We start from the raw sequence: 13,508 nt of genomic DNA on the forward strand, positions 1-13,508 counted from the left end.
GCTACGCAAAACGCAATGAAATAAGCATCAAAATAAACTGTGCCTCCGCTGTGGGAAAGTGAGCTTTGTCAGTTATCATACTTAGCTCATAGTTTTTGCCATTGCTTACAAAATACACACGACGCATGGCACCAGCTTTTTTGTCTTTATCGAGTTGCAGATCTATAAAGCTGTAAGTTCTACCATTGATTTCTAGCTTCTCGGGCGGAGAAACAATCATTTTGCTCCGACCATTTTTGCCGGCCTCACTTGCCTGCATAAAAATCTGATTTAGTTTCGTTTCGATTGCCGCCATATCACTATAGTGTGAATTTTTTTCCAGGGTAATTATTCCGGCCGCCATGTTGCTTAAACCGACGATTCTGGTAAGCGTATCCGGCTCTGGTTCGGTAAATAAATTCGGCACCAACTTTATCTCTTTGTTTCGCCCCGCTGGCAAATTTGCTGATGTGTTTTTTTCTACTTCGGGCGATACTTTTTTATCGTTCTGTCTTTCCTGCTGCGCCGTGGACTTATCTTCTGTGAAAAGTTGCCAATCGCTCATTCTAAAAAAGCTTGCTTCCCCACTCGGTGATTTTACCAATTGTGCTCCGTAACGTCGCGAACCAAATTCCGCCGTTCCGACCAATTGTAACAGCATCTGTCGTACTTGCCCGTCCCCATTGATCGCCGGAGTGAAAGCGGAAAAAACCATGACGCCTCCGGACGCGGCATTTGTCACCATTACTGTATGAATACGGCCATCCGAGGTCAACGCTTGGGCCTGAACTAATGGTCTTTCGCCATACTGCAAGGTTTCCGCCTGCAGATTGCCCTTGTATGTATATTTGTCCGTTTGTTTGAACAATGGTAAGTCAGCAAAATTTTTCACCAAATCTGTCACATCAAAAATAGGATTATTTTTAATCGCCGCGACATGGGTGATATTGATGGTTGTTCCGTCTTGCAAACGCAAAGACAAGCCTTCGGAAGAATCGGCAATCACCTCGGCCTTGCCCGGCAAATTCAGTTTAAGGCCCCAGTTTTTATCGGTATAAACGCCCTCAATCGCCCGTGGGACATCTTGATTCGCCGCTTTAGCTGCATTGGACGTGGTTGGCGCATCTCCTGCCACATCAGCACGGCCTTGGCGTGCAGTTTCCTCCCCAAACGGATCAGCCAGATCCGTTGTTTTCGGTCCGGTAGGAAAGCCTGTTTCAGTGCGCCGATCCGTTGGTTGCCGACCGACGTATCTCCCTAAACAAAAAACACATATCAGTAAAACAACTGCGCCGAAAATCGCAGCACTTTTTTGACATTTTTTACGTTTTTCCGGCGAAATTCTCAACCAAAACGGGCATTTTAAACACATTTTACTTCTCCTAAGAAATGACATTACATAAGCTGTTATTTTTGGTGTATAATACCATCATTGGCACTCCGAGGGCAATTATAAGCTGACGCCTTTTGTTGCCCGATTTGTCAGTGTTTTAAGTATAACGATAATATTGGGCTTGTGCTGCTTTATTTGGCAACGCTGACGTATATATTTTGAAAACATTTAAGGAGAAAACAATGAAAAAAATCTGTAAAAAATTAACATCTACTTTACTGACATTAGGGATCATTTCTACTGTTACTTTCACTGCCGCCTGTGGCAAAACGGAAAGCACCGCCAACACTGCCGCAACGGCTGTGGCAACCACAGATGAAGTTGCCGCCACAACCCCGTCTTCAACGGAAAAAAATCCCGATTTTACTTTGACTGCTGGTGAACTTACGATGAACTTGTCCGGAGATTCATGGGTCAAAGCCCCTGACAATCCGAACGCGGCCTACTATCGCATCAACAACGACATCAATGTTGCTTATGCCGAATTCAATGCCCAAAAGTTCAAAACTGAGGGCTTTATGATGAAGGAATATGACAGTGATCCCAACCAATTCTACAAACAGGTTGAATCGTCCATTTTCCCGGCCAATCCGCCTACCGACAAAAAGACAGCGTATTTTTCCAAGAACGGCGAGCCCGAAAACATCACCATTCAGGGGCATCCGGCTCACGTTTATCCGATTATCCTGCACAACCCCGGTCAGGATCTAACAGCTAATGTACTGGTTTTCATAAACGGTTCTCACATTCACACAACAACGATTGTTGCCATGCCCGGTAATGAAAAGTCCATCGCCGACTACAAGATTGCTGTGGTCAATCTGCTGAATGCCGCTACGGTTGCTGCAGCTAAATAATTTGGCTTCGGCTCACCGCTGGTTGATTCTCGGGTCACCGCTATCCAATCTTGGATTAGTCATTACCTGATAAGTTTCGTAAAAGAATTAAATCACCGTCGCCAGTTCAAGGCTTGCGGTGATTTTTTTGTCTGTCTGTGTTTCATGACCAGCTACCGAGAAGAAATGCGATAGATGCGCCTCCCTCGATTCGGTTAAAAGATCAATTCAGCCAATGGGTATCCGACAACCGCCAGCAGACCTACCATCATTGCCCCTGCCGCCAAACCGCTGACCAGCATCTGCCCCGTTGTTACATAACCGGTACCAATTGCTAGAGCAACATTAGGATGAGCTGACGGGGCGGCAAAGCTGCATGACGCCAAAAACCCGATAAAACAGGCGACGATTGCCGGATTAAGCCGCCCACCTGCGGCCGCCAATGGGAGCGCAACCGTTGTAACTAAGCTGACCGTAACAATATTAGACGAAAAATTAGTCTGCAAAGTAGCCCAAACAGCAATGATGAGTAACAGCACCGGGGCACTTACTTCAGCCGTGACCTTCGCCAACAGCTGATGCAAAAAATTATTAAGCCCCAAAGTACGCTCAGTTAAAGCCATCCCCATCGCCAAAGTCGCCGCACACATCAGAATACTTCCCCAAGCAATGCCCTGAGCGGTGGTTTCTTTAAATTTGATCAACGGTCGTTCCGTTGAACCAAGCAAAAACAGCAACACCGCTCCTAAAAGCGGCGGCCAAGCCGTTCCAAGTTGTTTCAGCCATTTTCCCATACCCTCGGTTTGCGCTGGTAGGAAACTCGGCAACAGCCACAATACGACGACTAAAATAAAAACGAACAAAATCTTTATTTCCCGACCTTGCGGCTGCCATTTTTCCACATGTTTCGGCCAATTATCAGCTTGCAGAACCGCACTGAGCGCAGGCATTTCACGTCTTGCCCAAATAATCAGAGAGGTAACGATAATTGCCGCTCCTGCCAATCCGACAGGCAGCATGACTGCCATATATTGACCATAACCGATAACCTTTTTAAAAACGTTTTGATAATAATCCATAGCTAAAATCGCAAACACATGCGAAATAGGGGTCATTCCCGAAGACAGAGCGCAAAGGAACGTCTGTCCAATCATCAAAGCCGCGGCCGAACGTGAACCTCGCTCCAACTTGAGTAAAGCGCAAGTTTCATGATGTAACGGCAAAAAAAGAATGAACAGTATTGTCGGTGACAAAAAAAGCCCGAGCAGCAGCACCGCGGCAAAATAGAGGCACATAAAGCGTCGCCCTCCGCTTGCTGCCAAACGATTACGAATGAACAGCAAAGCCACCTGTTTTACTACACCGGTCGTCGTCAAAGCATAAGTGCAAGTAAAGGTAAAAATAAGGAACGCTACCGTGCCGCTCCCCAGTGAAGCTGCTAAGACCTTATTCATACCGAGTTCCGGAATCATAGCTAAGCCCAGAAGCAGCAGCAAACTCGGCCAATCTATGGCGGTAGTGAACCATAGTACAAGTGTGCCGGCGAAAATGCCGAGCACAGCCGCTCCGGAGCGTGACAACACGCTCGGCAAAGGCAGGCTTAAAGCCAAAACAAGCGGTAGTGCCGCCCAGAATAACACCCAAGGATAGCCGATAAGCAAATCCTTGCAACTGCGCCGTCGGTGCCAATGCCGGCTTTGGACAGATATGAAGTTTTCATTTTTCATCGGAGAACTCATTCGGCGGATCCTTTTCAGCTGAGTTAAGTTCTATATATGAGCTGCGTGACGGGCTGTTGGCTTTTTTACTACGGTAGCGTCGGTATCGCCAGTTACGCTAAGGGTACCCGTAACTCCTGAAACGGCAGCATCCGCATTGATTTTGTTTGTAGCGGGATTTGCCTCGTCAAGGCGTCTATTTCTGTCACTGATCCCAGCAACTGCACCACCCGATACAAGACCGGATATGGTGTCCGTATGAATATAATCGGTTATGTTAGGATTATCAATTTCAGCAATTCGTTGCCGCATAAATGCGACGTCACGCCGCGCCGCAAATACGCTTTGCCGCCAGCTTCTTAATTCATCGTCTTCCGGTAAGGCATCGGACAAGTCAATTCGTTCACCCAACTGGCGGTACATCTCATCGATCCAGCGTTTTTTGTCGGTTATCGCCGACTGCAGCCGAGCCACTTCCAATGTTTTGTGGAGCCAGCCATCAGGCGCAAAAAAATGCAGACGTTTAAAAAATCTTTGCAGTCGGTTGGGCGATTTCGTCGCAACGGGCTTGGCAGTAGGCGTTTGATCCGTGCCGACAGGAAGCCCTACTTTTTTCTTATCTTGTTGTTCAATTTGACTCATCGCGGCACACGCCCTTTCATTACAATCATAGTGACTTGCACATAACTGTTTTAATTCTACCACATTTACCCGCCCTCTCCGCAAGGTGGACTGCCACTCGTCAGGATGAAATTTGAACCACCCAGTTTTTCCGTTTATAATCAAAGAAAAAATCTTGTGGAGGTGTTGTCATGCCGTCTAAAGACAGCTATCGTTTGGCACATGATTCATTAGGTGAAATGAAAATTCCGCTCGACCGTTTTTGGGGAGCGCAGACACAACGCAGTTTGGAAAATTTTCCTATCGGGACTGAAAAGATTCCTTTTTCAGTAATAAAAGCACTCGCTCTAGTAAAAATTGCGGCAGCAAAAATCAATCGGCGGTTAAACCTGCTTAGCGACCAGCAAGCAGATTTAATTGAAAAAGTAGGTCAGGAAATTGTCCAAGGCAAGTTAAATACGCATTTTCCACTATCCGTATGGCAAACTGGCAGCGGCACACAGAGTAATATGAACGTGAATGAAGTTATCGCTTACCGCGGCAACACTTTGGCCGGGCAGGAAATTTTGCACCCGAATGACCATGTCAACTGTTCGCAAAGTTCTAACGACACATTCCCCACCGCTATGCATTTAGCCGCTCTGGAAGCCATATCTGAGAAACTACTCCCAGCAATTGACACCACCGTCGCCGCTTTGGCTAAGTTGGAAGCTGATTATCCCGATCTAATCAAAATTGGCCGTACACATTTGCAAGATGCCGTGCCGATTAAATTCGCCCAAGAAGTCAGTGGTTGGCGCAGCATGTTGGAACACAACAAACAAGAGATTCTGGCCACTTTGCCGGCTTTGCGTGAAATAGCCCTCGGCGGAACGGCAGTCGGAACCGGGCTCAATGCCCCAGCCGGTTTTGCCGAACAGGTAGCCGAAGTTTTAAGTGAGCTGACCGGCGAGGCCATCGTTTCCGCACCCAACAAAATGTATGCTCTGGCTGCCAAAGATGACTTTGTATTCGTCCATGGGGCAATCAAAGCTCTGGCAGTAAACTGGCTGAAAATCGTCAATGACATTCGTTGGATGGGCAGCGGACCGCGCGCCGGTCTGGGTGAATTACAATTGCCAGCAAATGAGCCCGGCAGTTCAATTATGCCCGGCAAAGTGAATCCAACCCAATGTGAGTCGGCGGCAATGGTCGCCGTTCAAGTTATCGGCAATGACACGGTAATCGGGCTGGCCGCTTCCCAGGGCAATTTTGAGTTGAACGTGTTTTTGCCGGTGTGTATCCATAATTTTTTGCAATCAGTAAATCTTTTGAGTGATTCTTTAGCGTCATTTACCTTGCGTTGTCTGAAAGGGCTGAAACCTGTCGCCGCCCGTATGCGAGCTAACGTGGCAAGCTCCCTGATGCTGGTAACCGCCCTAAGTCCGCACATCGGCTATGAACAGGCTGCTAAAGTCGCTCAATATGCCCATGCCAATAATTTAACCTTGGTCGAGGCGGTGGTCGCCTTAAAATTGATGACGGCAGATGAGTTTAACGAAAAAGTAAATCCGGCTGCTATGGTTTAGGTTTTAATTCATTTGGTCATCTAGGCAATAAATAGGCAAGTCGCCGGAGGCGGCACTGGGCGGTACTGGCCTCCCGCCGTTTGGTTGCGGCCCCCACCGTTTATTTGCGGCCTCCCGTCGTTTGGTTGCAGCCCGCCCCCACGTACTCCAAGCGCAAAACGCATAAAAAAATGGCCTGTCCGCTTCTCCTCGGGCAGGCTACTGATGTTTCGTTTGCGACCACAGTTTCTATGTCTTGATTCTAGCAGAGGCAAGCTTGAACTTCAATAACATTCTATATGTTGCCCAAGGGCAACATGCAAAACAAGGAATCTAAGATCAACCGACAACCGGCCAACCACGAAGAGAGGCTTTGCTTTCCCTAGAACTCGCGGCAATTTTTGCGCAAACTGTAACGCCTGTAATTTCTTCGTAACAACTTATTCCGGAAAGTAAAGTATAATAGAAATATCCATTTGTATGAGTCTGGTGCTGCGAACATTTTGGCCGCAGTGCTACTGGAGGAGTAAAATGTCAATACCTTTTTTTCATTCAACCCGACGTCTCGGCCGCTCATTAATTGCCCTAGCACTCAGTTTCAGCATTGGGTGCGGAATCGGCTTCAACATTTCTGCTGAAGAAAAATCAGCCAAGGCTGAGGCGACTGAGCTTGCGGAAAAATCCGAGCATTCGCAGAGTCAATCCACGGATGCCGCTTCAGGTCATAAAACTTCGGAAAATAAAGTTTCGAATAGCAATCCGGCCGCCAGTCAGCCGACTGTCAGCCAACCGAACGGTAGCCAATCCACCGTTACCCCTGCAAAGGAAGGGAAAGTCGCACCGCCCAAAGAAGATCCCACAATCAAGCGCACATCGGACGGGCGTTTACTGAATTGGCCGACTGAACGCGGCTTTACTTTTAACACGAACGCCAATGAAATTAAAATTAAGCAGAACGACCTGCGCAGCAACAAGTTCGCCACCTATATTTTTAACAACAACGGGCAGATTCAGTCAGTTTTCACCAAAAAAGAGCATGAAAAGTTTGCCCCGGCAACCATGACGAAATTGTTCAGTGTTTTGCTGGCTTACGACAAGCTGAATCAGCGTTTGAATGAAGAAACCGATATTATCCCTTCAGATGTGGACGGTCTAGCTGAAGTCGGCGCCCGCATTATCGGCTTTAAAGTAGGTGAATCCCTGCCGATTGCCGATCTTTTTCTCGGAGCGGTGATGGAAAGCGGTGCTGACGCCATCCGTGCTTTGGCTCGACTGTCTTACGGTGATGAAAACGATTTTGTCAAAGCTATGAACGAAAAAGCGAAGGCCCTGGGCATGAATGACTCGCATTTTTCCAACTGCACTGGTTTGAGTGCCGACGGGGACAGTACCAGCGTCCATGATATGGCTATTGTGATGGCTTTATGTGCTACTCGCCCCCAGCTTGTTCAAATGCTCTGTACAGCCGGCTACACAACTCAAAAAACAGATTTTCATCCTTACGGTATCGCCTTAAACAGCATTCTTTTCAACGACATAGAGCAGGCTAAAGCTCAGTCGGAAGGCCGTAAGGTCTACATTCAAGGCGGACGCCCCGGTTGGAGTCCGGACGGATTGTTTAATCTGATGACTTTCGCCCATGTCGGCAAAAAACTTCTTGTCGTCGTTTCGGCCGGTGCCGATCAGGCGCAAGCGCGTTTTGCAGATCATGACAATATTTATAATCAGCTCATCGGAGCGCAACACGATGTTACCGTACTGACACCGCATCAGCCGGTCGGTGAAATCAAGTTGATTAACGGAAGAAGCGATAAAGTCGAACTAGCGAATGGGCCGGACAGTTTCACCGCTTCCCTGCCGGTGATGCTTTTCGCGGAGGACGTGGACATAAAGCTGCAAGTTCCCGAACGCATAGACGCACCAGTCAAAAAAGGTCAGGAAATCGGACAAATTCAAGTCAATCTGAACGGGCGGCTGCTCCACACTACCCCTGCCATTGCCGCAGAGTCTTACCGGGCGCGGTTGGTTATCGGCCTAGCCTCTGGGATCACCGCTTTTTACCAAAAAGTACCGTATCTCTTTGTGCTGATTTTGCTAGTGTTGATCGCTTTAACTATTTTCTATATTATTCGTCTCAATAAAAAACAGGCTTTGTTGGAGCAAAGGCTGCGTGAGGAAGCGGAAGCGAGGCTGGCGGAACTTGAGCGTAAAAGACGTTTGGAAGAAGACGAGCGTCGTTGGCAGGAGCTGAACAAAGGGCGAGCCTATTATTCTACCGCGCAGGATCCTTATCGCATTGAGAAGCATTACGAAACGCCATTAATGGAACCGGATGAGCCGGTGGACAACTCGGTTCTCTTAGGTGAAGCTGGCAAGGTACAGCTGCTTGACCCGGCAACGCTACTGAACGATTCGGATAAGAATGTCAAAAAGATCAATCCAAGCGTAGGTACGGCTCCCACCCGTCTCGCCGGTTCTGCCGCAAGCCAAGCAGCTTCTCGTCTCGCTGGGCACGCTGCAGGACAAGCCGCATCTCTCCTAGCCAATCAGGCCGCCAATCTGACCTCAAGACCAGCACCTACTCGTCTCGGCGTAGATACCATCGGCCAAGCACCCGCGCCTACTCGTCTTGGAGGGCAAACTGCGGATAGGACTGCGTCAAACACCAATGTCAAGTCCTCGACACCGTCGTCACCTAACCCAGCACCTACAACAATACATCCAGTAAGAATTCAACCGCCCGAGAAGTCCAACCCGGAGCAGCCACAACAAAAATAATTGAAGTTTATGTTTTAACAATTTATGTTGTAAGACAAAGTTTTACCTTATAACATAATATTCAAGGGATAAGCGGAGTCGGTTCCGCCGTGTGAGTTGCGTAATCAAAAGCCATGAATTTCGCGCCGCAGACGAGCCGCCTCCGTCACTTTATTCGTCGTTAAATTAAAGACTCCCATTTGCCAAAATTCACTTATTGCCTGGCTTTCGTCCACCGTCCAAACCGACAGACCTAAACCGTGTTCAGCCAAGTAATTTCGAACAAAATTATCAACCGTCGGGAATGCTAGATTCAGCTTATCTATCCCAGTTCTTAATTTAATTTCCTGCAATTTCGCCATATTTTTTTGCCAAAATATAAGCCGCTGTTGGGGCGATTTCTCACGCTCCGCAATGAGCGCAACTAATCCACAATTTTCGGCGTTCAGCATAACTTCTGGCAAGCGAAGAGCAACCGACAAGGGCAGGGGCTGCCACAGCTTATAGTCAACCGTGCCGCTATACATGGAACGCTGCGCTAATCCGGTCGACCACAAAATTTCGACGGTTTTCTTTTCCAATCCAGGGGCTTTTAAATCAAAATTAAGATATTGTCGACTAGGTAAAGATGCCAAGAATTGGCAAAAGGACGTAAGTTCCTCTGCTCGCTCGGTCGTAGAAGAGTGGGCAGCAATTAAATGGCCGTCTTCCCGTCTAGAAACATCGATTTCTATGATGTCAGCGTAACTTTGCGTGGCGTAGCGCAAAAATTCTCGGCTGTTGGGCGGCGTATCACCTGCGCCGGCATGAGCTGTAATTAGGTTGGCTTGTGGTTCGTGCATAATACACCTGTTATTGGTCCAAATGTTTTGGATGAATAATTAGACGGTCGGGAGTTTCCAGGGGCATCTCAGGAGGATTTGGCCTTTCTGTATCTGTAGTTTTTATGCGCACTATCTTGGGCATAGCGTTATCGGGTGGGATGCGCACTATTTGCGGGGCAGCGATTCTTTTCGCCGTGTCATCTGCAACCGCGCCATCTGCCGCCGCGCTTTCTTCAGCCGCGCCATCTGCCGCCGCGCTTTCTTCAGCCGCGTCATCTGCTACCGCGCCATCTGCCACCGCGCTTTCTTCAGCTGCGCCATCTGCTACCGCGCCATCTGCAACTGCGCTTTCTTCAGCCGCGTCATCTGCAACTGCGCTTTCTTCAGCCGCGTCATCTGCAACTGCGCTTTCTTCAGCTGCGTCATCTGCTACCGCGCTTTCTTCAGCTGCGCCATCTGCAACTGCGCCATCTGTAACAGCGCTTTCTTCAGCTGCGTCATCTGCAATCGCGCTTTCTTCAGCTGCGCCATCTGCTACCGCGCTTTCTTCAGCCGCGTCATCTGCCGCCGCGCTTTCTTCAGCTGCGCAATCTACTACCGCGTCATCTGTAACAGCGCTTTCTTCAGCCGCGTCATCTGCCGCCGCGTCATCTGCAACTGCGCTTTCTTCAGCTGCGCCATCTGCCGCCGCGCTTTCTTCAGCCGCGTCATCTGCTACCGCGCCATCTGCTACCGCGCTTTCTGCTACCGCGCTCGTTTGCGCCACACGCGCTCGTTTCAGCGCACAAGCTTTAGAACAGCCTAACCAAATCAAATAGACAATATACACACCGATCACGGACAAGGCAAACGTAACCAACGTTGTAACTAGCCCCATCAATCCGGAAGTATATTTAATCACCTTGTCCATAGTTTCAACCGTTTCATTATGAGCTAGCCAGTAATCACGATAAGATTGCATGAAAAACCAGCAAGGAATAACCGCCCCGAACACAGATCCGATATTAACCATCCCGGCGGCGATTGCAACCTGCCAAACCGGAACCTGTTTGCCGCGCGAAGCCAACCAATCTGCCAGCACGCTCATCACCACAACCGAAATAAACCACGGCAGATACATCCCACCCATCAATGAATAGACACACATTGTGATTAAAGATACCACGGTGAATTGCCCAAGCCTGCCCACACGTCGACTCAAAAAGAAGAAAACCGATCCAGTAAAAACCCCCGTAATTCCTGGGCTTACCGCTTCACCGAACGGCCCGAACAACGGCGCAACGATCATACCAATCACGCTCAGAACAAAGTAAATTACCGTTCCCAAAAGAATTAAACCAGAATCCTTAGCCAACCGCTTAATAGATGTAAACACTCCATTTGCCTCCATTTGCCCAACTCGTGCGCAACTGCAGCGCGACACAACAGCTGACGAGACCAACCTAATTACGTTTCAGCTCAAAAGAAACATTACCAGCCTCATCAAGCTTTATATTCATATGTTTAATATATTTTTCATAAAATTGCGTTTTTTCCGCCGAAGACATTTCGATCCTGGTTTCATTCAAAGCTTCATTAAAAATATTGCTCATATTTATTTTAGGAATAGCTTCAAGCAAACCGTAGATCGCTTTAAAAATTGAGACCGTCTTTATTTCTTCCACATTTCCGGAATAAAAATCGTCCAAATAACAATAAAAAATCCCGGCCTCCACCAAAGCGTTTTTCATGTCCGGACCGCATTTGTCCATTTCAATGACCACAATAAACCGCACATCCGGCAATGAGGAAATCAAGCCCCAATAATCGGAATCACTGGAAACTATGACAAATGAATCCACATTATTTTGATAATGTTCTTTGCAAACTCCGGCAGCCAGCCTTATGTCAACCAATGATTTATTCTGTTTGATACGTTCAATCATGATATGTTCAATCGGCACATGGACAAAACTTTCCAAAATCCGCCAACCAGTCGCCGCATGCTCATCATCGAAAAGGATTATCTTCGTTATTTTATTCAAAGCTTCATGATCGAGGCTACGCAGCATCGCACAAAGCTTGTACGGATCAGAATTTTCGCAATCTACCACCACAACAGTTTTTTCACTATCGCCAACAAATTCATATATGTTTTTCTTGACATAGCTGCCAGCGTCGGCAACTTTACTAAAATCGTTAAAAGTCTCGCCATGCCATTGATAGAGCAAGCTCGCAAATTTCTTATCATTATAAAAAACATTGCCGGCTTCCATCGGTTGCCAATTCATATAAATTTGATACGGATAAAGGTTGCGGTTAGCATAATACAGGGTCGCCGCGTCACGCACACCTTGCAAAGTCAGGCCGTCAGGCATAATAAAAAGGTCTTTAATGTAGCTCCAATTGACCCAACTGGGGATGAGTTCCTGACAATTGTTGATACGATCCAAAATTAGACGATTGATCTCGATAATATGTTCAAACAGACGTGTGCTGGATTTTTTGATAAAATTAGCACCGTCCTGCGTAAGTTGTCGCAACACTTCCGGCGGTATGATATCCGGCACAGAATGCAGGCCACCATAACCCTTTTGCATAACTAAATTTATTTTTTTGAAATTTTGTTCGATAAGAGTACGGACAAGGCACAGATTGCGAATAATTCTCGCCGCGCGAATCTTTTCCAATTGGTGGTAAATTTCAATGTCCAGGGCCACATGTTCGCCGTCAAAATGGCGCATCGGAACCCCGAGAAGATAGGCAACTTTAGAGACCAGCTCATATTTCCCATCATAGCGGAAAAGTGGAGTCTCGGTTTTTTCATTAGTTTCTGCTGTATCGTTCGCGTAAGTTGCTTCTTCCATCTTCCTCTCCTTACATCAACACCTCTCTTTCATTGTATCATTTCTTCACTTCTTTTTCCATTTACTTCAACTCCAAAATTCAGTTATCATTTCTCCCAATCTTTGTCTTTTAAATTAGTATAAATATATACACCAGCCGATACAGCACATATTAAAAACATAATAACAGACAATGCAGCCGCGCGATTATAAGCCAAATATTTATTAAACTGATCAAACAAAGCAATTCCAAGCATTTTCGGGTGATTCCCGCCCATGAGATATGGAGTTGTAAATGACCCGACATTTGACATAAAAACAAAGGTAGCGGCAATGACTACATCTTTCACCGACAATGGCAAAATCATCGATGTAAATGTTTTCCATTTTCCGGCTCCAACATCTCGTGCTCCTTCGATAATCGAGTCAGGTATAGCTCCTAAACCAGCGGTAATCATCAAGGCTGCAAAAGGAATATTGAACCACAAGTTCATAATAATCATACCGCCCGAATGGTACATTAAACCAAGCTTTATATTGTAGCCGAATAAAAGTCCGAATCGATTGAGTAAGCCGGAGTCCCTAATGATGGTAATCATTGCATATACAGCACACATAGCTGGAACAAACCGTGGAAGCAAGTACAGTGAGCCTATCGATTTAGCTATCTTTGAATGACAAAATCGCAAATATAGTGCAAGTAAATACGCTACAACGATAGCAATAATTACAGTCATCAAAACTACGTACAATGTAAATGCGATATTTTGAACCTGGGTCGGTTCTGTGAAAAAATAGCGGTAATTCTCTAGGGTAAATTTCCCGGTTTTTTCGGCCTGAAAGCTTTGCTTTATCGCCGCTAATATAGGATAAGTTACGGTCAGCATAACCGTGAGGAAAGCAGGCAAAACCAATATATAAGCGATCAATCGATGACGGAACTGTTTAGTCATATTTTTCCTTCCTATTTTAATTCAACTGATACTAAGTTCAATTGAGAGCGCCGCC

10 protein-coding genes are annotated in these 13,508 nt (G+C 46.9%); 3 read left to right on the forward strand and 7 right to left on the reverse strand.

Annotation, left to right across the window (positions count from 1 at the left end):
• Position 1: 1 nt before the first annotated feature.
• A complete protein-coding gene (locus HMPREF0868_RS06295) occupies positions 2-1,351 on the reverse strand; it encodes a hypothetical protein (protein ID WP_012993892.1) in 1,350 nt (449 codons plus the stop codon).
• 203 nt (positions 1,352-1,554) lie between these two features.
• Here HMPREF0868_RS06295 and HMPREF0868_RS06300 point away from each other — a divergent pair, with 203 nt between their 5' ends.
• Positions 1,555-2,229 (forward strand): hypothetical protein, encoded by a 675-nt coding sequence (locus HMPREF0868_RS06300; protein WP_012993893.1) that lies wholly within the window; start codon positions 1,555-1,557, stop codon positions 2,227-2,229.
• 194 nt (positions 2,230-2,423) lie between these two features.
• Here the strand turns inward: HMPREF0868_RS06300 and HMPREF0868_RS06305 are convergent, their stop codons facing one another.
• Both HMPREF0868_RS06305 and HMPREF0868_RS06310 read right to left on the reverse strand, forming a co-directional pair.
• Complete coding sequence (locus HMPREF0868_RS06305; protein WP_012993894.1) at positions 2,424-3,935, reverse strand: SLC13 family permease; 1,512 nt, start codon at positions 3,933-3,935, stop codon at positions 2,424-2,426.
• Between the two features lie 42 nt (positions 3,936-3,977).
• Complete coding sequence (locus tag HMPREF0868_RS06310) at positions 3,978-4,631, reverse strand: hypothetical protein (RefSeq protein WP_041705710.1); 654 nt, start codon at positions 4,629-4,631, stop codon at positions 3,978-3,980.
• 107 nt (positions 4,632-4,738) lie between these two features.
• On the opposite strand from HMPREF0868_RS06310, the gene HMPREF0868_RS06315 reads away from it, so the two are divergent.
• Both HMPREF0868_RS06315 and HMPREF0868_RS08060 read left to right on the forward strand, forming a co-directional pair.
• Positions 4,739-6,115 carry a class II fumarate hydratase gene (locus tag HMPREF0868_RS06315; protein ID WP_012993896.1) on the forward strand — a complete coding sequence of 459 codons (1,377 nt, stop codon included), beginning with the start codon at positions 4,739-4,741 and terminating at the stop codon, positions 6,113-6,115.
• A gap of 510 nt (positions 6,116-6,625) precedes the next feature.
• On the forward strand, positions 6,626-8,872 hold the full coding sequence (locus HMPREF0868_RS08060) for a D-alanyl-D-alanine carboxypeptidase family protein (RefSeq protein WP_012993898.1): 2,247 nt from the start codon (positions 6,626-6,628) through the stop codon (positions 8,870-8,872).
• A 104-nt stretch (positions 8,873-8,976) separates the two neighbouring features.
• Here HMPREF0868_RS08060 and HMPREF0868_RS06325 read toward each other — a convergent pair whose 3' ends face one another.
• From HMPREF0868_RS06325 to HMPREF0868_RS06340, 4 genes are all read right to left on the reverse strand, one after another.
• Entirely contained in the window at positions 8,977-9,693 is a 717-nt protein-coding gene (locus HMPREF0868_RS06325) for a glycerophosphodiester phosphodiesterase (protein WP_012993899.1), read from the reverse strand.
• Positions 9,694-9,703: 10 nt separating this feature from the next.
• Positions 9,704-11,050, reverse strand: a complete 1,347-nt coding sequence (locus tag HMPREF0868_RS08065) for an MptD family putative ECF transporter S component (protein ID WP_012993900.1) — start codon at positions 11,048-11,050, stop codon at positions 9,704-9,706.
• A gap of 67 nt (positions 11,051-11,117) precedes the next feature.
• Complete coding sequence (locus HMPREF0868_RS06335; protein WP_012993901.1) at positions 11,118-12,521, reverse strand: NYN domain-containing protein; 1,404 nt, start codon at positions 12,519-12,521, stop codon at positions 11,118-11,120.
• Positions 12,522-12,607: 86 nt separating this feature from the next.
• On the reverse strand, positions 12,608-13,453 hold the full coding sequence (locus HMPREF0868_RS06340; protein ID WP_012993902.1) for an ABC transporter permease: 846 nt from the start codon (positions 13,451-13,453) through the stop codon (positions 12,608-12,610).
• Positions 13,454-13,508: the final 55 nt, after the last annotated feature.

It is taken from the genome of Mageeibacillus indolicus UPII9-5 (genome assembly GCF_000025225.2).
Taxonomy (GTDB): domain Bacteria; phylum Bacillota; class Clostridia; order Saccharofermentanales; family Fastidiosipilaceae; genus Mageeibacillus; species Mageeibacillus indolicus.

Coding starts and splice junctions, on each gene's coding strand:
- HMPREF0868_RS06295 (WP_012993892.1), bottom strand. CDS start 1,351: ATGTGTTTAAAATGCCCGTTTTGGTTGAGAATTTCGCCGGAAAAACGT.
- HMPREF0868_RS06300 (WP_012993893.1), top strand. CDS start 1,555: ATGAAAAAAATCTGTAAAAAATTAACATCTACTTTACTGACATTAGGG.
- HMPREF0868_RS06305 (WP_012993894.1), bottom strand. CDS start 3,935: ATGAAAAATGAAAACTTCATATCTGTCCAAAGCCGGCATTGGCACCGA.
- HMPREF0868_RS06315 (WP_012993896.1), top strand. CDS start 4,739: ATGCCGTCTAAAGACAGCTATCGTTTGGCACATGATTCATTAGGTGAA.
- HMPREF0868_RS08060 (WP_012993898.1), top strand. CDS start 6,626: ATGTCAATACCTTTTTTTCATTCAACCCGACGTCTCGGCCGCTCATTA.
- HMPREF0868_RS06325 (WP_012993899.1), bottom strand. CDS start 9,693: ATGCACGAACCACAAGCCAACCTAATTACAGCTCATGCCGGCGCAGGT.
- HMPREF0868_RS06335 (WP_012993901.1), bottom strand. CDS start 12,521: ATGGAAGAAGCAACTTACGCGAACGATACAGCAGAAACTAATGAAAAA.
- HMPREF0868_RS06340 (WP_012993902.1), bottom strand. CDS start 13,453: ATGACTAAACAGTTCCGTCATCGATTGATCGCTTATATATTGGTTTTG.